The organism is Providencia sp. CIM-Carb-044 (assembly GCF_033901115.1).
Taxonomy (GTDB): Bacteria; Pseudomonadota; Gammaproteobacteria; order Enterobacterales; family Enterobacteriaceae; genus Providencia; species Providencia hangzhouensis.
In genome coordinates this window covers 191,329-213,389 of the sequence record NZ_JAXADV010000007.1, presented here as the reverse complement: position 1 = coordinate 213,389, position 22,061 = coordinate 191,329, and the positions used below count along the sequence as shown (strand labels likewise).

33 protein-coding genes are annotated in these 22,061 nt (G+C 49.2%); 32 read left to right on the top strand and 1 reads right to left on the bottom strand.

All coding sequences use genetic code 11. From position 1 onward, the window contains the following. Positions 1 to 380: 380 nt before the first annotated feature. The 14 genes from SJ312_RS15490 to SJ312_RS15425 all read left to right on the top strand — a co-directional run bounded on the left by SJ312_RS15490 (position 381) and on the right by SJ312_RS15425 (position 8,198). Positions 381 to 971 (top strand): hypothetical protein, encoded by a 591-nt coding sequence (locus SJ312_RS15490; RefSeq protein ID WP_042847373.1) that lies wholly within the window; start codon positions 381 to 383, stop codon positions 969 to 971. Further along, on the top strand, positions 968 to 1,606 hold the full coding sequence (locus SJ312_RS15485) for a hypothetical protein (RefSeq protein WP_113767330.1): 639 nt from the start codon (positions 968 to 970) through the stop codon (positions 1,604 to 1,606). Before SJ312_RS15490 ends, SJ312_RS15485 begins: the two co-directional genes overlap by 4 nt. A 1-nt stretch (position 1,607) precedes the next feature. After that, positions 1,608 to 2,135, top strand: a complete 528-nt coding sequence (locus tag SJ312_RS15480; RefSeq protein ID WP_042847371.1) for a hypothetical protein — start codon at positions 1,608 to 1,610, stop codon at positions 2,133 to 2,135. Then, positions 2,132 to 3,037, top strand: a complete 906-nt coding sequence (locus SJ312_RS15475) for a hypothetical protein (RefSeq protein ID WP_042847368.1) — start codon at positions 2,132 to 2,134, stop codon at positions 3,035 to 3,037. Before SJ312_RS15480 ends, SJ312_RS15475 begins: the two co-directional genes overlap by 4 nt. A 50-nt stretch (positions 3,038 to 3,087) precedes the next feature. After that, the gene (locus SJ312_RS15470; RefSeq protein ID WP_162762211.1) at positions 3,088 to 3,249 is read left to right on the top strand and encodes a hypothetical protein; all 162 of its coding nucleotides are present in this window, start codon (positions 3,088 to 3,090) and stop codon (positions 3,247 to 3,249) included. Between the two features lie 290 nt (positions 3,250 to 3,539). Next, entirely contained in the window at positions 3,540 to 3,971 is a 432-nt protein-coding gene (locus SJ312_RS15465; RefSeq protein WP_196053753.1) for an NfeD family protein, read from the top strand. Between the two features lie 23 nt (positions 3,972 to 3,994). Continuing rightward, complete coding sequence (locus SJ312_RS15460) at positions 3,995 to 4,915, top strand: SPFH domain-containing protein (protein ID WP_196053752.1); 921 nt, start codon at positions 3,995 to 3,997, stop codon at positions 4,913 to 4,915. A gap of 110 nt (positions 4,916 to 5,025) precedes the next feature. Continuing rightward, positions 5,026 to 5,310 (top strand): hypothetical protein, encoded by a 285-nt coding sequence (locus SJ312_RS15455; protein WP_042847360.1) that lies wholly within the window; start codon positions 5,026 to 5,028, stop codon positions 5,308 to 5,310. Positions 5,311 to 5,474: 164 nt separating this feature from the next. Continuing rightward, positions 5,475 to 5,750 (top strand): hypothetical protein, encoded by a 276-nt coding sequence (locus tag SJ312_RS15450; protein WP_162762210.1) that lies wholly within the window; start codon positions 5,475 to 5,477, stop codon positions 5,748 to 5,750. Positions 5,751 to 5,998: 248 nt separating this feature from the next. Beyond that, a complete protein-coding gene (ssb, locus tag SJ312_RS15445) occupies positions 5,999 to 6,520 on the top strand; it encodes a single-stranded DNA-binding protein (protein WP_052219401.1) in 522 nt (173 codons plus the stop codon). Positions 6,521 to 6,587: 67 nt separating this feature from the next. Next, positions 6,588 to 6,938 (top strand): hypothetical protein, encoded by a 351-nt coding sequence (locus SJ312_RS15440; protein WP_042847355.1) that lies wholly within the window; start codon positions 6,588 to 6,590, stop codon positions 6,936 to 6,938. 109 nt (positions 6,939 to 7,047) lie between these two features. Then, positions 7,048 to 7,209 (top strand): hypothetical protein, encoded by a 162-nt coding sequence (locus SJ312_RS15435; protein ID WP_161595381.1) that lies wholly within the window; start codon positions 7,048 to 7,050, stop codon positions 7,207 to 7,209. Positions 7,210 to 7,358: 149 nt separating this feature from the next. Beyond that, a complete protein-coding gene (locus SJ312_RS15430) occupies positions 7,359 to 7,841 on the top strand; it encodes a hypothetical protein (protein ID WP_162762209.1) in 483 nt (160 codons plus the stop codon). Between the two features lie 30 nt (positions 7,842 to 7,871). Further along, positions 7,872 to 8,198, top strand: a complete 327-nt coding sequence (locus tag SJ312_RS15425) for a hypothetical protein (protein ID WP_162762208.1) — start codon at positions 7,872 to 7,874, stop codon at positions 8,196 to 8,198. Between the two features lie 273 nt (positions 8,199 to 8,471). Here SJ312_RS15425 and SJ312_RS15420 read toward each other — a convergent pair whose 3' ends face one another. Beyond that, positions 8,472 to 8,594, bottom strand: a complete 123-nt coding sequence (locus SJ312_RS15420; RefSeq protein WP_256372935.1) for a hypothetical protein — start codon at positions 8,592 to 8,594, stop codon at positions 8,472 to 8,474. A 103-nt stretch (positions 8,595 to 8,697) separates the two neighbouring features. On the opposite strand from SJ312_RS15420, the gene SJ312_RS15415 reads away from it, so the two are divergent. The 18 genes from SJ312_RS15415 (at position 8,698) to SJ312_RS15330 (ending at position 22,047) form a co-directional block, all read left to right on the top strand. Further along, positions 8,698 to 9,123, top strand: coding sequence for a hypothetical protein (locus SJ312_RS15415; protein WP_042847343.1), 426 nt, complete (start codon positions 8,698 to 8,700; stop codon positions 9,121 to 9,123). 106 nt (positions 9,124 to 9,229) lie between these two features. Then, complete coding sequence (locus SJ312_RS15410; RefSeq protein WP_042847341.1) at positions 9,230 to 9,751, top strand: hypothetical protein; 522 nt, start codon at positions 9,230 to 9,232, stop codon at positions 9,749 to 9,751. A 54-nt stretch (positions 9,752 to 9,805) separates the two neighbouring features. Continuing rightward, positions 9,806 to 10,267 (top strand): hypothetical protein, encoded by a 462-nt coding sequence (locus tag SJ312_RS15405; protein WP_042847339.1) that lies wholly within the window; start codon positions 9,806 to 9,808, stop codon positions 10,265 to 10,267. Further along, positions 10,264 to 10,596, top strand: coding sequence for a hypothetical protein (locus SJ312_RS15400; RefSeq protein WP_166267808.1), 333 nt, complete (start codon positions 10,264 to 10,266; stop codon positions 10,594 to 10,596). The genes SJ312_RS15405 and SJ312_RS15400 overlap by 4 nt, the downstream gene beginning before the upstream one ends. A 148-nt stretch (positions 10,597 to 10,744) precedes the next feature. Further along, positions 10,745 to 12,013 carry a DNA polymerase III subunit beta gene (locus SJ312_RS15395; RefSeq protein ID WP_319868064.1) on the top strand — a complete coding sequence of 423 codons (1,269 nt, stop codon included), beginning with the start codon at positions 10,745 to 10,747 and terminating at the stop codon, positions 12,011 to 12,013. Positions 12,014 to 12,239: 226 nt separating this feature from the next. After that, positions 12,240 to 12,881: a nucleoside triphosphate pyrophosphohydrolase family protein gene (locus SJ312_RS15390; protein WP_052219399.1), complete on the top strand. Its 642-nt coding sequence runs from the start codon at positions 12,240 to 12,242 to the stop codon at positions 12,879 to 12,881. 54 nt (positions 12,882 to 12,935) lie between these two features. Continuing rightward, positions 12,936 to 13,757 (top strand): DNA adenine methylase, encoded by an 822-nt coding sequence (locus SJ312_RS15385; RefSeq protein ID WP_042847337.1) that lies wholly within the window; start codon positions 12,936 to 12,938, stop codon positions 13,755 to 13,757. A gap of 239 nt (positions 13,758 to 13,996) precedes the next feature. Beyond that, positions 13,997 to 14,992, top strand: coding sequence for a recombination-associated protein RdgC (gene rdgC / locus SJ312_RS15380; RefSeq protein WP_042847513.1), 996 nt, complete (start codon positions 13,997 to 13,999; stop codon positions 14,990 to 14,992). A 242-nt stretch (positions 14,993 to 15,234) separates the two neighbouring features. Next, positions 15,235 to 15,555, top strand: a complete 321-nt coding sequence (locus SJ312_RS15375; protein WP_052219416.1) for a DUF1064 domain-containing protein — start codon at positions 15,235 to 15,237, stop codon at positions 15,553 to 15,555. Next, positions 15,552 to 15,920, top strand: a complete 369-nt coding sequence (locus tag SJ312_RS15370) for a hypothetical protein (RefSeq protein WP_042847335.1) — start codon at positions 15,552 to 15,554, stop codon at positions 15,918 to 15,920. The genes SJ312_RS15375 and SJ312_RS15370 overlap by 4 nt, the downstream gene beginning before the upstream one ends. A gap of 37 nt (positions 15,921 to 15,957) precedes the next feature. Continuing rightward, entirely contained in the window at positions 15,958 to 16,605 is a 648-nt protein-coding gene (locus SJ312_RS15365) for a DUF2726 domain-containing protein (protein WP_052219397.1), read from the top strand. An 88-nt stretch (positions 16,606 to 16,693) separates the two neighbouring features. After that, complete coding sequence (locus SJ312_RS15360; RefSeq protein ID WP_042847333.1) at positions 16,694 to 17,161, top strand: hypothetical protein; 468 nt, start codon at positions 16,694 to 16,696, stop codon at positions 17,159 to 17,161. A gap of 12 nt (positions 17,162 to 17,173) precedes the next feature. Next, positions 17,174 to 17,626 (top strand): hypothetical protein, encoded by a 453-nt coding sequence (locus SJ312_RS15355; RefSeq protein WP_042847331.1) that lies wholly within the window; start codon positions 17,174 to 17,176, stop codon positions 17,624 to 17,626. Positions 17,627 to 17,698: 72 nt separating this feature from the next. Further along, positions 17,699 to 18,307, top strand: coding sequence for a hypothetical protein (locus SJ312_RS15350; RefSeq protein WP_042847330.1), 609 nt, complete (start codon positions 17,699 to 17,701; stop codon positions 18,305 to 18,307). Between the two features lie 124 nt (positions 18,308 to 18,431). Continuing rightward, positions 18,432 to 20,147, top strand: a complete 1,716-nt coding sequence (locus SJ312_RS15345) for a DUF4942 domain-containing protein (RefSeq protein WP_052219395.1) — start codon at positions 18,432 to 18,434, stop codon at positions 20,145 to 20,147. A 50-nt stretch (positions 20,148 to 20,197) separates the two neighbouring features. Continuing rightward, positions 20,198 to 21,079 carry an AbaSI family restriction endonuclease gene (locus tag SJ312_RS15340; RefSeq protein WP_042847328.1) on the top strand — a complete coding sequence of 294 codons (882 nt, stop codon included), beginning with the start codon at positions 20,198 to 20,200 and terminating at the stop codon, positions 21,077 to 21,079. Between the two features lie 152 nt (positions 21,080 to 21,231). After that, the gene (locus SJ312_RS15335) at positions 21,232 to 21,561 is read left to right on the top strand and encodes a hypothetical protein (protein WP_166267804.1); all 330 of its coding nucleotides are present in this window, start codon (positions 21,232 to 21,234) and stop codon (positions 21,559 to 21,561) included. Positions 21,562 to 21,684: 123 nt separating this feature from the next. Next, entirely contained in the window at positions 21,685 to 22,047 is a 363-nt protein-coding gene (locus SJ312_RS15330) for a hypothetical protein (RefSeq protein ID WP_042847325.1), read from the top strand. Positions 22,048 to 22,061: the final 14 nt, after the last annotated feature.

The window sequence follows — 22,061 nt, the reverse complement described above, 5'->3', positions numbered from 1 at the left end:
TACCTATCAATTTCAATATAAACAATGAACTAACGCTGTTAGCGTGGTTTTTTGCATCATTGGCCCTCAAACCCCGAACACGTCTCTTATGCACAAGTTCATGATGTGACTTGGTTCTGTAGTCGCCAGGCCAGTGGAATTGCAGAAAGCCACCTTTTCCATGACCGTTACACACTGATCCGGAATCGACTGGCTTTGGAAAGCCGGAGGGCAGGCTGATGCGGAGCTTGTTTATTCTTCCGTTTGCTGAGCTTCAACACATTGCGGCATGCGCACTGCGTTACCCGCTCATCTCTCGACGTAGTCTTTTGTGCTGCCTTAGCGTGATGTGCGTTTTCTGCCTTTGCTGGTTCTCTCTGGCCGGGTTTGAGGAAACCTCGTTGACACAGTCAACGCTATTGGGTGTCGGCTATATTTGTGGGGCTACATCCGCTATCGGTTGGGGCTTGAAAACCTCTGAAATGTCACACAATGCTCTGCGTATTGGCTTCGGTGTTTTCGCGATCATTGTTCTCTTGCTGAACATTGCGGATAACGGGTTTATTCGTGCCGTACACCTGCTTGCGGAAGGGCAATTATATTCACAGACCAACCGAGCTTCAGTGATGATGGCGCTGCGGGATATGTTACTGATTAACGCCGCTGCCAGTCTTAGCCCGTATGTCTTTTGGATCGGGTTGATGTGGATTGAGTTTCGCAACTTCCGCCATAATGCAACCTTTCGGACACATGCGCTATTGCGTATGGTCGCCAACTACAAGCTGGTGCTTTATCAGATTTTCATTGTGGCAGGGGCATCGTTGAGCCTGCTCCTATTGACCACCTGGACAGTGTTGCCGTTCATGCTTTCGCCGCTTATGACTGTCTGGGTTGCGCTATTTGTCTTCTTATCCATCTATCGCATTGAAAACGGATCCCCTCCAGAGTTTATCTTGCACGGCATTGCCACTGTAGGGCAGGTGCGCCGATGAAACTACCCTCGTCATTCTGCGCGCGCCTGCGTGTTTTCATTCAACTCGGTAAAGCGATCTGCACGAAAGGAGTGCTGAATATCATGTTTGACTCTCAATCATTTTCACCAATGGCGGATGACGCCAACCACAATCCAATTCCTACTGCGAACGTTTGTTGGCATCCCGTGGGCACCAAGGGGGAAGGGTTACCAAGCACTCCCGGCGTGTATCGCTTCCGTGTCCCGATGGAATCCAAGCCGGAGGAAACAGTTGAATTTCTGGCGCAGTTACGCTGGCGTAAACACGGTGTGCATCACGTCTTGATGCCAACCTTTGAATACGTACTGGACGATGAATTCATCACCTTGCCAGAAGGCACCCACTGGCGTCATCGCATGCCGGGTGATCCGGAAATGTTAGGTGCTACACAATTCCCGATCGCGCCAGAAATGGCAGACGGTGCAGCGGCATGCCCGTTCTGCCACCAACACCCCGTCATTGCCGGTGAAAAAATCAAAGAAGATGACGGCGATCGGTATTACACCCACATCCCCTACAAATTTAACCGATTCTGGTTCACCTGCTGCGAGTGGATAGGCAAAGCCCCGCGCCCAAGCATATCTGCACTGAAGCACGACTGGAGCCAACGTTAAGATGAAATACGCCAACCAGTATCTGGAGAAGAGCGTGCGTCCTCACTGGGCTAACGCCACTTTCACACAAAAAGTCTATCTGACGCTCTTCATGTTGTGGTTCAAAATCATGATGGCGCGAAATGGTGCGAAGCAGCAATATCGAAAACGTGGGTTACTGTCTGTTGCACTCTGGGCCAGTGCCGTCGGGTTTGTTGTGCGGGTCATCACCACTGATGTAGACAGCTGGCATTCACTGGCCGCGTTGTTCCTGTCGTGCATGATGTTATGCCTGATTGCGTTTGCAACACTTTGGACGCTATTCACAGCATTTATTCTACTGTTCAATTACACGTTAAGCTGGTGGGCTGGCTGGGTATATCCCACCAGCCATACCGAAGCTTTCATAACTATAGCGCAGGTGGAAGACGAGAACGCTCGTGCCGCTGCGCAGGCATATATCATGGCGTTTAGCCATCGCACAGTCACCCAGGTCACTATCGCGTTATCAATGATGTTTGCGGCAGATCAGGAGGTCAATGCCCAATGAGTCACTATGCTGACCACATGATTAAACACAACCGACGTTTCGGTACGCATGATGGTGTGGAATGTAGCTTTACCACTTACCTGCCTCACCAGCCTGAGTTCGCTTCGCCTGACAGCAACGATATGACGGAAGCTGAAATTGCCGCGTGCGTTGAAGCCTGGATGAAGTGGCTGCATTGGGAGGTCTATCCCGAAGTACATTTAAAACACCACGGAAAGCGTCCTGATTTTGTTGCCACGAAAGGTCCTTTTGTACAGGTCATTGAGTGCAAAAAAGCGATCGGTTTGCCGGTACTGGAACAAGCTATGGCCTGGTTCTATCCATATCGCAATAACAAGGTAGGCCTTCCCCATCTCATCTATGTGGCCTGTAAGAAGTCGTCTGCCCGCCGAGACTTTCCATTGTTACTCATGCGTCAGTGGGGTATCGGTTTGCTGGAAGTTGAGAAGTCGCCTTCACGAAAACTGCGTTATGACGGAGTCACCGAAAAGATCAGTGAAGCCCATTACTCTCTCAGGGTTCAGCTTGAACCTCGCATGGTTCCTGGCTCTCGTCATCAAGGGAAAATCTTGCGGGCTCAGCTTCACGACGATATGCGGATCGCCGTTGCGGGCACCACAGGCACGGGACAATTTATGACCGACTGGAAACGCACCATGATCCGTATTGAAACGTTGATGGGGGATGGTAAACAAAGGCATGTTGCTGAGATTGTTGACTGGTTAAACGTCAACGGTGGCTATCACTGGGCGAGCCGGAGTAGTGCGGTCAGCGGCATAAACACGTCATTGATGCGCCAAGGCTACGAATGTGAAGCCTATGGTTTTGAAGGTCGCGGCCATCGGTGGAAATTCGTTGAAGGAGTAACCCAAAAGGTCCTGAAAACTTCGTCACCCGAATGACTCGTGATTAACTCTCTACATACGAACTAACACTATCGTTGAGGTATCTCATGACATTTTGGCTGCTCAGTATTATCACACTACTGGTGCAACTCAGTTGGATTGCCATTTCTCCAGACAGCTATCATTCCTGGGCTTATATCCCTTGGATTGCTGCTGATTTGGGCATTGTCGCCTGGTACTTTTTTCGTCCCCATTCTGCGGACGTTTAATGCTGAGCGTCCTGCGTAATTTTTGTATCCTTCATCCGACCACCTGAGAGGTTGCTCATTTGCTAACGTTCATTGCTGCATTGCTGCATTGCTGAGCATTACCTGCCTGACATTTTTGGGGCTGTCACTTATGCCTTATTTGTGCAGTCGGGCAGATGGCCTTGTCATGCGCAGGCGTGAAAAAGAGTGGTCATTTCTCTGTGGCTTAATTGCTCTGCTATCCGGCACCGGGGCCTACAAGTTGGCCGCTTACGTTTTTATGATCGGTTAGATGTTTTAAGGGGGTTACAGTGGTTTGGATTTGGGTGGGACTGGGCGCACTTTTTGGCATTATTGAGCTGTTCACATTGACTTTTTTTGGCCTATGGATGGCGCTGGCCGCGATAATTCCAGCAGCTATCACGCTGATTGCTCCTGATGTGAGTTTGCAGTGGCAGATTAGCATTTGGTGCATTGCAACGGTGTGTTGTGCGTTTTTCTGGGTGAAGTTCTCACGCAATAAGCCGAAGCGATACGTGGAAGAACCATTGATCGGCGAGGTCGGTCAATTGGCATTTGCGTTACCGGAAGGTGGGGAAAGTGTGATTTTGCTGACAAAGCCGGTTCAGGGTAACCAGCAATGGCCGTGTAAATCACAAGAGGTGCTGCCACGCGACGATCGTGTCAGAATTGTGAGTGTTGGTAGTGGTGTTGTTTTAGTCGCCGCAGTGACTGCGGAATAACGTTGATTGGATAGGAAAAAAACATGATTGGACTTATCAGTCTTGCTGTTGTTGTTGTGTTTCTCGGTATCACGCTGTACCAGTGTGTGCGCATCGTGCCTCAGGCGGACCAATGGGTGGTCGAGCGCCTGGGTAAATACCATACGACGTTAAATCCCGGACTGAACATCCTGATCCCGTTTTTGGATAACATCGCCTACCGTATGTCGGCGAAAGATCAGATGATCGAAGTGAAAGGCATTGAAGCCATCACAAAAGATAACGCCATGACGCAGGTTAATGCGATTTGTTTCATTCGCGTCGCAGATCCGAAAAAAGCTGCCTACGGGGTTGATAACTTCAACACCGCCGTGCGTAATCTGGTCATGACCACGATCCGCAACGCCGTTGGTGGGATGGAGCTCGATGAGACGCTGACCAACCGTGACGAACTGGCCGCACGTTTACGTCAGAGTATGGACGTGCAGATGGTTGATTGGGGCCTAAGCCTGCGTACTGTGGATATTCAGGATATTACACCTTCCGACTCAATGCTGAAGTCAATGGAAAAGCAAGCTGCTGCGGTTCGTGAACGCAAAGCGACCGAAGAGCTCGCGGCCGGTAATAAAAATGCTGCCATTATGGAGGCGCAAGGCAAGAAGGAAGCCATGAACCTGGATGCAGAGGCGAAGCAGCAATCGGCTGTTCGCGAAGCTACTGCGCTGGAAACGCTGGCTAATGGGCAATTCAAAGCTTCGTCGAAATTGGCTGAAGCACTCACGATTGAGGGGGGGCGCGAAGCAATGAGTTTCCAGTTAGCGAACAACTATATTGAGACTCTCTCTGTGCTGGCAACCAGCCCTAACGCGAAAGTGGTGGCTATGCCCGCTGATTTGGCGCAAAGCGTTGGTGGTCTCATCAATGCAGGTTCCCTGATGTCTGTCGGTTCTGCTGTGTCCAAATAACCTCAATCGGCCATCACTTTGGTGGCCTTATCAGAAACGAAAGCCCGAGTCTGGTTCTCAAAATCTGTAAAACGAAACACAGACTCTGGCTCTGAAAATGGCGTAACCACATGAATAAATTAATCATTTTACCTCTGGCTTTTTTTCTGGCAGGATGTTCAACCACGTTTGGGTTATCACTGGATGAACGCTACCAATCTGCCTATGAAGAGGTGGTTACGGATCCCAGTTCTGACAACATGACTCGATATATGCAGCTGAGCAAAGAAGTCGCCGAGCGTGACATGCGAAAAGCAACTGCGGCCGCTGAATCTGCAACGCGTGAAAGCGATAAAGGCTTCACTGAATATTTCAAACAATATGGAAGCGAAAGCTTCAAGCGACAAAAAAGATAAGGACTCCCATGACTACACTAACTTCAAATGAATTCAACGCTGGCGCTCTGTGGGCTGCTTATATTTTGATGTCCACGACCCGCGACACCGCCAGTGCGGCTGAAATTTTAAGCCGCATCCCAAACCTTCATTATCTGGCAACACAAACCGCTGAGAAAGAACTCGTGTCGCTACGTGAGTTTGTCCTTAACGAATTGCCTCTGGGAACAGGGCACGGCTTTATCCGCATTGCTTACGGTGCCGAAGGTATCGGTAACGAAATCATTGATCTTCCGGCGAGCGGCGATGTCGATGAGCTGGTTGCAGCGCCTGGCGATACGCTACGATGGGTGGTGTACGGAGTCAGTGCTGACGGCGCTAAGCATGCGCTTATCTCTGCCATCGATATTCCTGATATTGCTCAAAAACATGCTGCGGAATTGGCATCACAACTCCTATAGCAATTGCGCCTCACCAGGGAATGCAATACAGTTAGCCAGCACCACTATTAAATATAAAAAAAGTGTTTTACCTCGTTAGACATAACGATCACCATGCCCGGCTTCCGGGCTTTTTTTATTTTCCTTTCCCTAAGAATGTTTCTGGAAAAGCACCCCATTTTGTCCCCCTTAAAGGTTTGTCATCTGACGCACATCCGTAAAATAAAGATGGTAATTCAGTCAACCATCAATACCAGAAGGATAGTCGTATGGCACAACGTGGTGTTAACAAAGTCATCATTGTCGGGAATCTCGGCCAAGATCCCGAACTCCGTGCAATGCAAAATGGTGGCTCTGTAGCCAATATTTCAATCGCAACATCTGAAACCTGGCGTGACAAGCAGACGGGTGAGCAACGAGAAAAAACAGAGTGGCATCGCGTTGTTTTCTTTGGAAAATTAGCCGATGTTGTTGGTGAGTACCTGCACAAAGGCTCGCAAATATATATCGAAGGACAACTTTCCACGCGTAAGTGGCAAGACCAAAGCGGCACGGATCGCTACACGACTGAGATCGTAGTCAATCCGGCTTCTGGTGGCACTATGCAAATGCTCGGTTCAGCCCCTGCCAGCGGGCAGCAACAGAACCAGCAAAACCCCCGCCAGGCAAATAATCAACCGAATAATGCACCTGGCGGCCAGCAAGGAGGATGGGGTGCTCCGCAACAAAATTCGCAACAGCACAGCCAAGGCGGTTGGGGTGCGCCAAATACCGACGACCCACCATTCTAACATCCACCATCGTTCCGTTATGCAGCCTTCCGGGCTGCATTACTGTTTCTATCTCTCGGAGTCTGACATGAACGAAATACAGGCATCACTGAATGCCATTCTCAACAACGGTAGTATCGGCCAGGCACTCAGTTACGCGGGGATTGCTGTGGCAGGCTTTGCTGTTGCGTCATTGCTGTTTCGTAGTGTGATGATGGTCATGCTGGGGGCGGTTGCTACATTCTATGTATTCTTCCTGAATACCCCTGAAGCGGCACTGGATAAGGCTACCGCAGCATCTTCCCAGCTGGTTACGCAAATGGCGCAGGCCAGTGAATGTGCGGCAGGCAAGATTGAGCATATCCGTAACATTGGTGTTGTGATCCGCAATGGTGACGTTTTAACCATTGCCGGAGATTGTGGATTGTTGCCGAGATAAGGTGTTTCGACAGCGGTTAAACCGGTGGTAGCATTCTTGTGTTACCACTTTTCACTCGCAGATATCACTGATTAAGAAATAAATTCTGCCGTAAATCAGAGAGGCTAAATTGAAAGCGTTCTTCAAAAAATTAATTTCATCGTTGTCTTGGGGAAACAAAAACAATAACACGATGGATGCCAAACAGCACCGCGATACCCTGTACCACATGCGACATGGCCGCGCGCCAGTGCATACGCATCCCGCTGATATGGAAAATCAGCATGATTGACCCAAAAACAACTAAAGCCCTGAATGAACTCGCGATGGGCGCTCAACACCATGAACATACCCTCCTGGCTGAAAATAGCCATTTAATGGAGGTTTTTATCTCGGATCCCCTGGAGAGAGGCTTTACCAAGTTCTTTTGGCGTCCCGAGTTTGGAAGCGACCGAACAAGAAGGGGAACGCTTCTTGGCTTGCGTGAGTGAGGCTTGGGCAACTCGGTATAACGCGAAAGCCCAAGAAACACTGTCAAAAAAAATCGCCGATAACAGTTCGACTGAGAATGACAACCTGTATCTGCTGACAATGTTCTATGCGCTACGCGGCCTGCTGGATAACCTGCTGCCGTTCATTGACTTACACAACTACCAACAATTTGAGCCAGAAGGCGCATTGGCACTTAACGAAATCGTTAATGGATTTGAGGCTGTCACCAATGGTGTTATCACCACTGAAAAGGTGAAGACTGACGTGTTTAGTGCTGGTGTTGAAAATGCCATCATGGCGCTGAATGAGCAAAAGCACATCCTTGCCAATAAAGGGCAAGATACCCGTGGCATTGAGCAATCCATAGGGATTATCAAAGCCTCACTACGTGGAGACAGATCGAATCCAATGCCAGGCCAACGTATCAATTAGCCCCTTGGGCGTAACAAGTGGAGAAATAACGTGAAAAACGGACAGTCTACGCACTCAATGACGACTAAAAAGCTACGCCGGAAGCTGTCCGGATACGGCCTTCGTGGTCAGTTTCTGAAACAACGGGTCCGCGATATCATCGCTGGGCCTCAATCTGGTAGTGGTGGTGATCGTGAATTTGCCTTCGGCTGGTCGCGTGACCAAATGGACAGACACATGCGGCGAGCGCTGATAGGGAAGGGCTACCGCGTGAAGTTTCAAGTCGATAATGCCGAGCGTGTAATTGATAAGCAAGCAGCTTTATTACCAGCTCGTCGTCGCAGTGTTATTTCCATTAGCCGTCGTTATTTAGGTTAGCCTTTGAACCGGCACGCCCTGTGCCGGTCTTCTTTTCCTCATTCGTCCTCGCGCCCTTTGCGGATAGTCTCTGCCAATTCAATGCCAATCTCGCTTAATGTGTACGCGACTTTTAGTGAGCGTGGGTCACGGTACTTGAGCAACAGCCTTCGCTCCACCAACGTTCTACAAGATATGCGCAAATTGGGGCGTTCTACCTCACGGGAACGGCCTTTGTTAAGGATCGAGAAGATGGCTGTGAAAGGAATTGGATTGCTGTTACGCGCCCTAATTTTAAGCAATACGTACATTACGTCTTGTTGTAACGATGAGTTCCGGTGTTGCGTGGTGTTTTCCATGTTTACGCCTAATCATATACGATATGAATAAGCTATCTTTAGCCTGGCTCCATGTCATCGTTTTTAGTCCTCGTTTTGTTGGCCTTTTCGGGCGAGTGGAAATCATGTCCGTAGTAGGATCGAGCTACCCGTCTGGGTGAACATTAACAAGGTGAAAAAACATGTTTAAACGTATCCGTGGCGTACCATTTCTGGCCGGAGCCATTGCCGCATTGTGTATGACCAGTGCCTTTGCTGAAATTCCTACCAATGCGAGTGGGCGACCTGTTGCCGGAAAATCAATGGCAGAATTCCAATCCTACAAAGCCAGCTGCCCTGAGTGCTTACAGGTTGCTCAGGACATTATTAAAATGCGCACCCAGCATTGTCAGCAAGCTGGTGATGTGGATCAGACTATCTTGCAGGACCCGATTTATCCCTACCTCAACGGCATCCGCGTCATGCTTGCCAATCGTGGGGGGTACAACAGCCCCATGTACACATCCGCACGCCAGGTATTCGAAGCCAACGTTAACTGTGAAAACAGCAGCGACTGGGTTGAACGCAGTCAGAAAGTTATCGAAAACACCTTTAGTGGCCCCAAGTAACCCAGCCAGATCATCAACCCGCTAAACCAGCGGGTTTTCTACGCAAAAATTTCGTGAGCCATATCACCCACGTTATGCTATCTCAAATTATCCAGAAGGACACACCATGAAAGACCCATGCTTATTGAACCTGCGGCAGTTGTTCATACAGGATCTGCAATCGCGCTTAAACATCAACCACGCCACGGCCGCTGAGCTAGTAGCCGCAGGCTTTGTCGATGATGATGATGACTCTGAACGTATCGACCTCAACGTGGAATGGAATGCCTGGGTCCGCTGCCACCATGCTCGCCTGAAACAACCGGCATCGCAATTGCTGACACCCGAAACGCATTCCGCTATCGCTACGATGCGTGCGTTGGCTGACGAATTTCGCGAGCACTTCGAAGAGCATGGCGAACATCACCATGCCGTCATCGCCCTGTATGACCGGGCAGACAGTGATTTTGGCTATGAGAATGTCACGCACCTAATTGCGGCGCTGGATCGTCTGGTGGAGCACATCAACCAACCCGTCGATTTATCTTCTGACAGGGTCTATACCGCACAGGTCGCGGGGGCAGTTGCCGCCTATCGTCAAACCGTTATCGCCGCATTAGATGCGGTGGGTAAACCTTGGTCAGCATAATGCTCGCGTAGGTGAGTGAACTTTTTTCAACATCAGCAACCGGAGTAATTCATCATGAACATGAAGTCGATTTTGAACCAAACACTTGAGACGCTGAAAGAGAAAGGGGTCTGTGCTGACAATCTGCGAAAAGTCACGGCCCCCTCAGAGCTCATCACACAGCTGATCTCAACGCTGGCTAACCTGTCCGGTGATTACAAAGGCAGCTATTCCCCGGCTCCTGACTATCAAGGTTTGTTGCGCCAATTTAATGCCCTCCAGCAACTGAACGTCTCATTCGGCAAGCAACTGACTTTCTACCGTGAAAAAGCCAAGCAAGACAGAGACAATCCGGCTGAACTCAAGCGACTTCAAGATGAAGTTAACTCTGAGCGTGGGGCTAACGAGCAGTTGACAGCTGAAAATGAGCGCCTTCGTGCTGAACGACTGGAAGCGGATGCGGAAACGGAAAGACTCAAGGCGTTGGTGCTGACGCTGGGAGGGAACCCAGAGGCATGGGAAAGGAATGCACTATGACCGTTAATTCAGCGGCTGATCTGGCAATTACATTGAACGTCAGTGAAGCCGAAGCAACTCAGTTTGCACTCACTACTTGCCATCTTATGTTACAGCAGCCTGAATTACTGGCCGGGGATATTCTGCATTTTGCACAGCACGGAGCCTGGCTGGAGAATACAGATAAGCCCCTGCTCAAAGGTGAACCCGATACAGAAAGTGTGTTGATGGGGATGCGCGTTCTGATCTACAAATTGGGTAAGCACGAAGGTCCTAACGGTAAAGCCCGCCAGATGTACGACATGATGCGGCGGCTCGGATATTTTACTATGGCGGATTGTCTGCGTTAACAGAAGGCGATGGGGTCAAGTGACCCCATTTATTTTGTGAAGCCATAATACTTCACTTATCCTAAATAATTCGCTGTTTTGCTATTCGTCACCAGTTTGGGTCGAGGTAGTCTAATTATGACTACTTACTAAATTATAGGGATCCGACATGACCACAACTCTGAATCAGCAAGCGGCACCAAAGAAGCGTACCTTCAAAGATCTGCCAGGCTTCGACATCTCTGCAAATGACATGCTGCGTATCATCGATGCGCCTTGCATGATCATTAAGCGTGGTAACGTTCAGTTCAAAGTATTGGAAATGTTGACCCTGACCCTGGTAGGGGACAACCTGAGCGCGCTCGGTGTTGATTACAATACCGGGCAAGTGATCTCCCGTGGAGTGGTCCATAAAGCCAACGGTGATATGGTGGCCTCTGTACCTGCAACCCATATCAGCACCTTGTTCCGTAACATGAAAGGTGAAGAAACCGTGAATGTACGATGCGACCAAGACCGAAATCGCCTCATCATTCGTACCGGCAAAAATGCTTACAACATTCCTCTGTGTATGGACACAATCCCGGTTGTAGACGAGTCCGATTTGACAGCCAAGTACAGCATCACTTTCCCTGCCAATATGCTGCATCGAACCTTGCAACGTGTCATGCACTCTGCGGGTAAGAATGACGTTCGCCATTACATGAATGGGGTTTTCCTGAGTCTGGATAAAAATACCTTCAACGCCGTCGCGACCGATGGGCACCGAATGTCTGTAATGACTCAAGACGTACTGTTTACGAACGAACCACAAGAAGAGATCGTGACACCAGTAGCCCCTGCATCTCTGTCTGGGACTTCTTCTGGGGTCATCCTGCCGATCGAAGTATGTCCTATCCTCATGAAGTTGCTGGGTGCAAACCAAGGAAATTTCCGTATTGACTACAGCGAAAGTTACCTGACCTTTAACCTGGGTGATGTCACCTTGGTCTCCAATCTGATTAATGGCAGCTATCCCGATTGGCATCGTGTTGCAGGTGTTGTTAAGCACAATACAGAGAAGTTCAGCATAAATGCCTTGGTGCTCCGTGACGCATTAAGCCGTGCGCTGCCGCTCATCAATGCAGGCGCAGTCAGTAAGAATGCGAACAGTACAGGCGTATTCGTTTTCAAAAGTAATGCGCTGATGATTAAGTCCCCTAATCAAAACCTGATCGAGTGCAAGGAAGTGCTGGATATCGAAAAAGTGTCAGGGGAGCAGGAAGACAAAATTGAAATCGGCATCAACTGCGAATACCTGCTTCGCGCACTGAATAGCTTGATCTCACATTCAGACGAAGAAACAGAAATAACTGTTGCCCTGAAAGACACGGTAACAGGGTTGGAAATCGGCTTCGGCGATGACTGCTGCGACATCATCATGCCAGTCAGATTCTAACAAGTCGCACTAACTGTTTGTTTTGTTAACCAAAAGCAATCGCACGTCAATCGTGCAAAGCTGCTGGCATTTCCCACTGAAAAACAACGACAAATTGACCGCCTTTTCGAAGGGAATGGGAAACGTCAACGGTTATGATGAGAGCACTTTCTCCCGCATGGGTAACATTTATTTTTCAAAAGTTACCTCTTGCTCCACCAGCAATAAAGAAACTTGAGGATTTTACGTGGAACTGAAGCAATACCATGAAGAAGCCCTTCGCACCGAATCGGTGATCCCTAACATCAGCGGCGTGAGTGTGCCTCACCTGTATCTGTTGTTGTCAGCGGCTCACTCACTGGGTGAAATGCTGGACCAGTTTAAAAAAGGTATTTTTTACCGTAAACCGATTGACATTAATCGCTTTAAAAAAGGCCTGGCCGACCTGCAAGACCTGATCGGCACGCTTTCGCCGGAGTCCATTTCCGCTGATGAGCTGCATGACGACACCAACACCATGATGATGACTGGTTTTGACGGCAAAGCACACAATATCGGCCTCGGTTCCCTGGGTGCAATCGACTCGCGCATTCTGCATGCCTCTCTGGGTGTGTTTACTGAATCCGCAGAAATCTGCAAAGCGCTGGTGAACACGATTGAAGGACAGTCGCTGGACCTGGTTAACCTGTCTGAAGAGTTCGGCGACCTGAACTGGTATAGCCTGGGTGTTTTCCCATCGGCCTCCGGTATCCATTATGGCCGTATTCTGGAAACCAATATCGTCAAGCTGGCCGTCCGTTATCCAGAGAAGTTTGAAGCGTTCCTGGCACACGATGAGAACCGTAATCTCGTCGAAGAGCGCAAAGCGTTGGTAAACGGCATCAAGTAAGCCTTATCCATTCATGTGGGCAACGTGGGGTTGCCCGCTTTCTATGGTGAAATAATGAATACAGTTCTGAAGTGGGTTGGGGGTAAGCAAGGCGTCATGGCTCAGCTGAAGTTGGCGCTGCCAAAGGGTGCCCGTCTGATCGAACCTTTCTGTGGTTCGGGTGCAGTGATGATGAATACCGCGTATTCAAACTACGTACTGGCTGACATCAACGCCGACGTAATCAACACTTACGACACCATCCGCAACGCTGCTGAAAGCGTTATTGCTGCACTGTCTGAACTCTATGCTACGTGCCGTACTCGCGAACACTACGATGCGATCCGTAAAGAATTTAACGAACGTACAGCTGAGCCAGTCCGTATGGCCGCGATGTTCATCTACATGAACCGCCACGGGTATCGTGGTCTGTGCCGGTACAACAAGCGTAAAGGGGAGTTTAACGTACCCTGGGGCGATTACCGCAAACCCTATCTGCCAGAGAAAGAAATCCGCTACATGGCTGACCGCCTTGCAAATGTGGATCTGCTTTGCGCAGGCTATGAAGAAACGCTGAAACTGGCCGGTGAAGGTGACGTGGTCTACTGTGACCCGCCTTATGTCAATCCGGGCAAATTTACAGGTTATCACGCAAGCGGATTCTCTGAAGCCCAACAACGCGAGCTGGTGGGCATTTTGAATACTCTGCCGGAGAAAGGGGTGCATGTGGTGGCTTCCAGCCATGATGCCGAGAACATCCGCGAGATGTATGCCGGATTCGCAGTTAAAGGGTTTTCTGCCCCACGCAGTGTTTATAACGGAACGGGGGAAGGGAAAAAGGCGAATGAAATTATCGCTATCCGTCGGGCTGTATCTTCCGGCAAGACCTCAGCATGACCGTGCCGGTGTTTGAAATTCCACCGCTCAAGGATCCTCTAACTGAGCGATTCTGCGATGAAATTGCCATCATTCACCGGTATGACCCTGCTGAAGCTAGTCGCCAATACCTTGAATTTATCAAAGACAACAATGTGGTGTATTGGGTGCAATTGGCTATTCGTGACCGCATCCAGTACCTGTCAAAACAAAAATCAAAGGGCAAGCCCCTTCTGATTAAAAATCATAGTGAGGGAGCTATGCCTCTTTTTCGTCCCAAAAGTGTCGTGGTGTACCGCATCACCCGCCAGATTGACTTCAGTAACATCACAGAACAACTGAAACCCTTCATGTTTCAGCCGTGCGGCCCGCAGGATATGGCGCGCACTGGTTGGGTCAGCCCGCTGGGTGAAGAGTACGAAGAGCTTACTCACCAGGCGAATGGCCTCATTCTGCTGACTCAGCGTAACGAGAGCAAAATCATTCCTCCGGCCACGGTAAAAGAGCTCGTGCGCCAGCGTGTGACCAAGCTGGAAAAAGAGCAAAATCGTCGTCTGAAACGCACAGAAATTTCAGCGCTGAACGACCTGGTGCTAGGGGAATTGCTACCCAAAGCACTGAGTAAATACGCCAACATGAACATGTGGATTGATCCCAAATCCCGGCTGATCATAGTGGATACCACCAGCTTTAAACGCGCTGAAGACGCGGCAGCGCTCCTGCGTAAAACACTGGGCACTCTGCCTATCATACCTTTCACGTTAGAAACTCCGGTTGAGCTGAAGCTGACCGAGTGGGTTCGCTCTTCCGAGCTGCCTCCAGGCCTGGCGTTGTGCGATGAAGCGACCCTGGAAGCTATTCTGGAAGACGGTGGCGTTGTGACGACAAAACGACAAGATCTGGTTTGCGATGAGATTGCTAACCACATCGAAGCTGGCAAGTTGGTCACTAAGCTGGCGATGAGCTGGATGGAGCAACTTAATTTCGTCATCAACGACAGCTTTGTCATCTCAAGGCTGAACTTTGCTGACGCCCTCATTGAGCAAAACGATGATATTGATCGTGAAGATGAAGTGCAGAGGTTTGATGCAGACTTCGTTTTGTTTACCGGAGTCATTATGGAGCTCCTTGATCAGTTAATTGCTGCGTTCGGCGGGGAAGCTAAGTCCTCAACTGAAGCTGACGGGGGTGACAAAGAGGAAGGCGATGAAAGTGGTGAGGCGGCCGATAACAGCGAGCTGGATGACGACGAATAACGTGTAACCATACCGGGTATGAATTAGGTAATCGAAACCGAAGGTAACGTCTAATGCTTCGTTGGACTGAAGAACAGCAACGCGAATACGAACAGAGAATGGGCCGGAGCGCGAGTTCAAAATCGGTACCAAAGAAAGACGTGCAGCCTGTAACGCCCATCCAGCAAAGCCTTGAGTCTGCACCCGCAGAGTTGACAGCAAAGCTACGGACCCAAGCGCTGGGGCGGTTGCGAACGGGCACAATGAATAAAACAGAAGCACGCTACGCCGAACATCTGAAATGGCGTATGCATGCTGGTGAAGTCGCCTGGTTCAAGTTCGAATCAATCAAACTGCGCCTTGCCGACAAAACAACGTATACAGCGGACTTTTTCGTCATGCTGACCTCGGGTGATCTGGAGGTGCATGAAGTGAAAGGGCATTGGGAAGAGGACGCGAGAGTCAAGATAAAGCTTGCAGCAGAACACTATCCCTTCCGTTTTCTGGCCGTGAAATGGCTCAAAGATGAGGGAGGTTGGAATTTTGAAGACTTCTCTCCGTGGTACAACAAGGAAAATCCATGAGCGTAACTGATAGCGTGGTAAAGCAATTTTTCGAAACCTGGTTCTTATCCACGGAGCGCAAGAAGCGCAATGACGATACTTGGCAACCGCCCGTCGAGGGGCAAATGGATCCCTCCATGTATCACGTTCGCAAGGATGCGGCCTATGAAGCGTGGTTTGCCCGCAGCGATTACCCGCTGTTGAGTGCCAAAGCCATGACTTTGCCGGAAGAGATGTATCGATATTTGCAGAATGTCCGCAAAGCGCGTGAAGCCGAAATTAATAAAGAGCGCCCGCCTGCGGTACTGCGGGACTTGGGCGTTTCTTCACTTAGGGACCTGGCTGACTACCTGATCCGCAACGACATTGCGGACAGGCCGGTATAACAGGAATTACTCACCAAGACAGGCACGGGGGTGCGTCATGTCTTTCAAGATGATTGGATTGGCCGTATTTATTGCAGGTGTATTAGGGTTGGCCTACTTACTGTTTTTTACCGGGAAGTCGGAAAAAAAACCGGGCGGCGAAAAGGGGAGCCGGAAGCCAACGCTCGACGAGTTGTTTCCCATTGATGCCGAAACGGGTGAGCGAATTTATCAAAGGGAAGATCACGAAGGCGTGATATCCAGTGATGACGAACTGACTCCGGCCATTTACGTTGGGTACAAACGCCATAAATTTATTCTCCCGCGCGATGCCAGCAATCTGTACTCTCGCCTGATTGAGATGTTTGCCGACCAATATGCGGTTGCACCACGCGTCAGAGTGACCGACATTATTCAGGCCGAAGAAAAGGATTTTGAGAGCCAAAGTCTGGACGTCAAAAGTGCCATGCAGTTTATGTCGCGAATGAACTTTAACTTTGTTCTAAGCGATGTGCATAGCGGCGAAATTGTACTGGTCATGCTGACTGAAGAGCGACTGGCCGAATCTGAGAACAGTGCATTTCTGATTGGCCTGCTCAGCCACCTGAATATCCCGCTCTACCGCTACGAGCGCCTGGCAGATATCAGCGATAACGATCTCGCGATAGATATATCGGAGACCATCTCCGACGGTCAATTCGAATAAACCAAATGAAAGCCCGACTTGTTCGGGCTTTGTCGATTCTGAACTACTGATATCATGTATTTGTGAGATCACTTAAAGGGGGCGTGGAATGTCTCAATCCTATAGATATTGGACAGGTAACCTGTATACCGGATCCACGGTATTCATTCAGCACCAGGACGGTCATCTTTCCAAAGGTGAGGTCGTTAATGTTGCCGAACAACGGTTCATTGTTGCTGGCATTTCCTCTCCCTTTGATAAATTCACAGCAACCAGCATAGAAGGCGTTGTTGCACTACCTGATGAGTATGATGTCCGCGAACGCTATAGCATTCAGCGGCAGCGGGATTATCTGACACACCTGGATATATCGGCGCTTTCTTCTCATCAGATCAAACATCTCTATGCAGGTTTGCATCTCGCAAAGCGTGCTGGTGGAGGTGTATTGCCTGGCATGCCGATCGTTGAAACCCCGGAAGGGATATGTAGATATATACAAGAATTAAACCTAAGCACCTTGAGTGAAATTCAAGTGATGTACATGTTGGCTGGCTTAAAAATTGCCACGAAAAGTTAAAAAGAGGTTTTTATGACTACTCCTGAGCGGCCTCCTAAAAGAGCTCCGCGCCGTAAAAAAAACACGCGCAAAAAGCAAAAACACTGGTCGTACACAATTACGTCAAGGGAGTTCCTGATTGCATTTCTTTTGGTCTTGCTTGTGGCCGGGCTTTCCGTGATTTATTACTTGCGTTCGACAACCTTGATCACCACCTGGGATGTTGGCACGGTCACGCAGCCTGTTGTTCGAGCCTCAAATGAAACGGGCACTGGTTTGAAGACTGATTTCCAGACCACAAAAGGCCAATTTACTGTTCAGCTACAGATCTTCCCCAATCCGGGTCTGCCGCTTGAATTGCGCCAGTACCATCGCGGGAATTTCAAACTTTGCTATTTGATGGGTGACTACGAATATCAGTCTGGAAATGCCCTGTGCTTTGACATCCCGACAAGTGATGGCCTAACCATGAGCAGCAAATTGTAGTACCTGGAAAATTCAGTCAGCGGCACAAGCCGAAGTAAAATCGGCATTACAACCATTCCTGAGGAAGTGAAAATGAGCCAGTCACTGATAGCGCAACGCATTCATACCCAATTACCACCGAACTCGGTTGAGGGAGCTATTCAGGCGCTTGAAAATGTAGCCTTGCGATCGGGCGCGGACGTGTTAACTGTGACCATAATGCGCAACACGACCTACGCGAAGTTGGAAGAATACAGCGATGTGTTATCTCTTTCGCCAGAGCGGATCCTTCAGTCACTGGAGGGTATTCGAGGTCATGATGCACCGGCTCAGTTCTATAACGAGCAGCGTCTGCCGGAAATTTGCGATGCTTATATCTGGCCGACCGCTGAAGACTTTCGCGAGGCCCTCATGGAAGGCGGCTCTACGCCGGTATTCCTTTGCCCGAACTGCAATCAAGAGTCCGATCATGAAAGTGAATGCACCGCGCTGATCACGAATAAACGTGGTATACGCGTAAAATGTGGCTGGATCTTAAACCCGACCTCAGATACTCTACGTAACAGTATAAAAATACTCATACAAGCAGAGTTTTTGAACAACCTCCAGCTCCATCATACGTTTCGCCCCAAAGGAGTCGCTCTCCCGACGCGGGTTTGTTTCGATGAGTTCGGTGAGGATGTTGAAGACGACGTGTGTTGAGAGATAATAAGTAGTACCTCATTTTAATAGATGCCTCGTTAGGACGAGGCTTTTTTTTTGACTTTTTCCCTTCGTCAGCGGTTAGTCCCACCGGATAATAATTCTATTTCCAGTGAGGTACCCCATGACAAGTTTAGCCATCTACGAACCCAACCCCGCCACTGAATTTCAGCCGATACTTCCTCTGTATCAAGCTATAGATGGTCATCATGCCGGTATAACCCCACACGAAGGGTTTCGTCTGTTCAACGCACTTACGCAACTACTCGCAGAATACCACGATGCACGTAGCGAAATTGACTCATTGCACCTCGTCGTTATGGGTAAACGTCATAGCCAGGCATTTCGTTATTTTACTGACGGATGTAACAACTCGATAGGGACAACATTGGCCGTTGATTGTCTGTTTGATCTCCAGCGAGCCACCTGCGCATTGGATGAGTCCTTCTGGCAAAAAGTATTGGATCTCACTGGTGTACGTAATTTTATGCCAACCGCCCGGAAAGACGAGTGGTACAACACGCTTAGGCAGTGGCGCAAAGCATCTCCAGATCGACTTGCCGCCCTACGGCCTGTTGCCTTCACAGAAGAGAATGTGCTCGCCACTGCAAAAAGCCTGACCACTGAGAAAAAAGATTATTTCGCAGAAATGGTCGAAGGCGTATTCAAAAAACTGTCAGTGTTTCACAAAACTAACAAGGCTCAAGGTTTTAGTCCGAAGATGGTGATCACCAATTGCCTGCCATGCCGCGACTATAAACGCGGTTATGACAATATGGATTACCTCAGCGATCTGCGTAAAATCATCGGCCTCATGCAAGGCCGTCCTGGCGCTGAAATCGTGAATAAGTGGGCGTTGGAGCAATCCCTCAGCAGTAACGTGGGAGAATGGATATCGGTAGACGGTGGCGCGCTGACCTGTAAAGGCTTCCTTAACGGCAATGTACATATTCAGGTCTCCGAGACTGTTTGCGATGACCTCAATACGGTACTGGCTTACCGTATGCCAGGCCTCATCCCTCAATTCAAAGAGAGAGGAAAAACCAACAAGGCACCTCGAAACACGCAATACACGGGCGATTTAATTGATTACCGGATTGCGTTCCCAACCTGCACAGAATTGGCTGAAATGGCCCGAAACAACCAACACAGTGCGAAGCAATATGGTGCGGCTCCATTTACTATCGTGATGCCCCGACCATACCAATACACCGACTTGGTAAAAAAGGAACTTGATAGTATCTTCCGTATCCTTGGCGCGGTGGAGGTAAAGCCTGAAGTCTACGAGTTTGAATTCTGGCCGATGGACGCGTTTAAAGCGATCGCAATCAGTGGTACCTTGCCCGACCAAAAAACACATCAGTTCTACCCTACAACGGGGGACCTCCAGAAAGCGGCTATGGACGAATGCGACCCGCGTGAGGGTGATACTTTACTTGAACCCAGCATCGGCTTTGGTGCGCTACTTCGCAATTTGCCAGAAGGTGTTAAGGTGATCGGGGTCGAGGCAAACAATGTCGCAGCCATGTGCTCTCGCTTGCGCTGGGATACCCACCAGCAAGATTTCCTCAGTACCACGGTAACGCAACTGGGCCTATTTGAGCGTGTGTTAATGAATCCTCCATACTCCGACAATCGTTGGAAATTGCACCTACAGCATGCGCAGCAGTTTGTTAAGAGTGAAGGGCGTATTGTGGTTATCTTACCTGGAAGCGCTACTGACGAAAGTATTCAGGCGTTGATAGATCGTGAGTGTGATGTACATCAGGTCGGCCAATATGAAAATGCCTTTGAAGGAACTGGAGTGCAAGTTAGACTATTTACTATTGATTTCCATTAATATTCTCGGCCGTTAATGGGATTTGCCATAACGGCCGCACTGGTAAACCTATGAGTAAAACCGACTACGTTCTCCGAGCATTATCAAAAATTTCACACAAGCGCTGGGAGCACTACATCATTAATAGAATCTTTCACAAGTTGGATGATCCGCAGCTTGAGTTCGTTTGCCAGCAGTGCATCCGTAAGGAAGGAGAATCTGGAAAGATTTACCTTGCTGATCTGCTTTTCCCTCAACTTAAGCTGTATCTTGAGATAGACGAAGCACACCATGACAGCGATGATGCAAAAAAGGCTGACGGTATTCGTCGGTTAGATATTTTGGAAGCGACCGGATTTATTGAAAAACGCATTCCGACCAATAACCTAACCCTGGATGCCATCAATCAACTCGTTGACGAATTTATCCAGTTCGTCAGGGATAGAAAAGCCCAGCTGGAAATGCAAGGTTTGTTCCTCTCCTGGGACTATGAAGAACGCTATACTGCTCAAAAACATATTGATGCAGGTTTCCTGGAGGCGGGACCTTACGCTGTATTCAGATATCATCGTGATGCTTTACAGTGCTTTGGCTATGGAGATAAAGGCCACCATCAATCAGGAGGCTGGCGATTACCCAAAGCCGCTGTAGAAGCAATAGGGTTGACCGGGGATGTGATGGTTTGGTTTCCACGTTTATACAAGGCAGGAGAATGGGATAATTCACTTTCCATTAATGGCGATCTGATAAGGGAAGAAAGCCTTAATCCTGAGCGTAACTATAAGGAAACATGGTGTTACCGCATCGTAATGGCTCATTCGCGCGATGAACTGAATCGAACGCTATATCGATTTCTGGGGGTTTTCACCCAAGACGAGTCTGAATCAACTGAAGGCGTTAATGTTTTCAAGCGGGTAGATACACGCGTGAAGGTTTTTTCAGGGCAAAAATAGCACCGCGTTTTGTCGCCCATTTTACTTCGTCACAGGTTCACCTCATCTTAAAATGACGTCACACATAGGCAGGCATGTGGGTTCCAATGCCTGCCTTTTTTTATCTGCTGTTCATTTTTCTTCAGGACAATAGCGTGACTCAGTTTGTAAATTTGCGTGGAAAGCGACTGGCTTTCTCAGCCAATGAATCAACTTGCATTCCTCCTGGTGCTTCAGGCCTTATCTACCCGCAAGGGGCAGGGTTTATCATCACCGATGAGCAGGGGGCTGAAAGACTCTTCATCGAACATGACAAAGCCACAGGTATCTCCTGGTTCTTGAAAGTTGGCCGTCGTGGCGTTCGTCGCTGGTTTGAGCCGACTAACGATGAAACGCTCTATCATTTTGGGTTAGATGTTCTCGACTATAGCGCCTCGATCATTCTTGCCGGTCGTGTCCACCAGCAGTGTAAAAAGTACCTATCAATGACAGCCTCGAAATAAATCATCCTCCATTCTGCGTTGAAATTCTGAAAGAAAAGGAGGTCATTTCGATCTCCTTTGCATTCTTTGTCAGCAGTAGTTGCATGAGACAATTAACCCATTCGAAACCATTTAGGAAGAGTCATGGGTAACTTTAAATATTGGTTAAAGCTGGTGGTATACCGCTTCACATTGAGCAACGAAGATCTGGCCCAGTGCCTGGCTGACCGTCAGAGCATGGACGAGTTTCGCCGTAAAGCCTCGGATGTGAAGCAGCGTATGAAACTGCATGAACTCGCCGGGGGGCGTTGCAATGAAGATGGTGGGGAGGGAGTCCCGTTAACATTCCAGGGCGTTACTCTTAAGGCCTATCGTCCTGCCGAACGGACCGCCTTGCTCTCAACAACCTCTAACTCCAACGTTGTTGACCTCAATACCCGCCGAAAGCGCCGTGACCTCACCAATGTTATTTCCCACGCTTCGCCTCAAAAGCGTTGCGGCCAATAACCAACCTTCAAATA

Bases quoted from the DNA above. Each gene is read 5' to 3' on its own strand.
- SJ312_RS15485 (WP_113767330.1), top strand. From the start codon at position 968: ATGAAACTACCCTCGTCATTCTGCGCGCGCCTGCGTGTTTTCATTCAA.
- SJ312_RS15480 (WP_042847371.1), top strand. From the start codon at position 1,608: ATGAAATACGCCAACCAGTATCTGGAGAAGAGCGTGCGTCCTCACTGG.
- SJ312_RS15475 (WP_042847368.1), top strand. From the start codon at position 2,132: ATGAGTCACTATGCTGACCACATGATTAAACACAACCGACGTTTCGGT.
- SJ312_RS15470 (WP_162762211.1), top strand. From the start codon at position 3,088: ATGACATTTTGGCTGCTCAGTATTATCACACTACTGGTGCAACTCAGT.
- SJ312_RS15460 (WP_196053752.1), top strand. From the start codon at position 3,995: ATGATTGGACTTATCAGTCTTGCTGTTGTTGTTGTGTTTCTCGGTATC.
- SJ312_RS15455 (WP_042847360.1), top strand. From the start codon at position 5,026: ATGAATAAATTAATCATTTTACCTCTGGCTTTTTTTCTGGCAGGATGT.
- ssb (WP_052219401.1), top strand. From the start codon at position 5,999: ATGGCACAACGTGGTGTTAACAAAGTCATCATTGTCGGGAATCTCGGC.
- SJ312_RS15440 (WP_042847355.1), top strand. From the start codon at position 6,588: ATGAACGAAATACAGGCATCACTGAATGCCATTCTCAACAACGGTAGT.
- SJ312_RS15420 (WP_256372935.1), bottom strand. From the start codon at position 8,594: ATGACATGGAGCCAGGCTAAAGATAGCTTATTCATATCGTATATGATT.
- SJ312_RS15415 (WP_042847343.1), top strand. From the start codon at position 8,698: ATGTTTAAACGTATCCGTGGCGTACCATTTCTGGCCGGAGCCATTGCC.
- SJ312_RS15410 (WP_042847341.1), top strand. From the start codon at position 9,230: ATGAAAGACCCATGCTTATTGAACCTGCGGCAGTTGTTCATACAGGAT.
- SJ312_RS15405 (WP_042847339.1), top strand. From the start codon at position 9,806: ATGAACATGAAGTCGATTTTGAACCAAACACTTGAGACGCTGAAAGAG.
- SJ312_RS15400 (WP_166267808.1), top strand. From the start codon at position 10,264: ATGACCGTTAATTCAGCGGCTGATCTGGCAATTACATTGAACGTCAGT.
- SJ312_RS15395 (WP_319868064.1), top strand. From the start codon at position 10,745: ATGACCACAACTCTGAATCAGCAAGCGGCACCAAAGAAGCGTACCTTC.
- SJ312_RS15385 (WP_042847337.1), top strand. From the start codon at position 12,936: ATGAATACAGTTCTGAAGTGGGTTGGGGGTAAGCAAGGCGTCATGGCT.
- rdgC (WP_042847513.1), top strand. From the start codon at position 13,997: ATGCCTCTTTTTCGTCCCAAAAGTGTCGTGGTGTACCGCATCACCCGC.
- SJ312_RS15375 (WP_052219416.1), top strand. From the start codon at position 15,235: ATGAATAAAACAGAAGCACGCTACGCCGAACATCTGAAATGGCGTATG.
- SJ312_RS15370 (WP_042847335.1), top strand. From the start codon at position 15,552: ATGAGCGTAACTGATAGCGTGGTAAAGCAATTTTTCGAAACCTGGTTC.
- SJ312_RS15365 (WP_052219397.1), top strand. From the start codon at position 15,958: ATGTCTTTCAAGATGATTGGATTGGCCGTATTTATTGCAGGTGTATTA.
- SJ312_RS15360 (WP_042847333.1), top strand. From the start codon at position 16,694: ATGTCTCAATCCTATAGATATTGGACAGGTAACCTGTATACCGGATCC.
- SJ312_RS15355 (WP_042847331.1), top strand. From the start codon at position 17,174: ATGACTACTCCTGAGCGGCCTCCTAAAAGAGCTCCGCGCCGTAAAAAA.
- SJ312_RS15350 (WP_042847330.1), top strand. From the start codon at position 17,699: ATGAGCCAGTCACTGATAGCGCAACGCATTCATACCCAATTACCACCG.
- SJ312_RS15345 (WP_052219395.1), top strand. From the start codon at position 18,432: ATGACAAGTTTAGCCATCTACGAACCCAACCCCGCCACTGAATTTCAG.
- SJ312_RS15340 (WP_042847328.1), top strand. From the start codon at position 20,198: ATGAGTAAAACCGACTACGTTCTCCGAGCATTATCAAAAATTTCACAC.
- SJ312_RS15330 (WP_042847325.1), top strand. From the start codon at position 21,685: ATGGGTAACTTTAAATATTGGTTAAAGCTGGTGGTATACCGCTTCACA.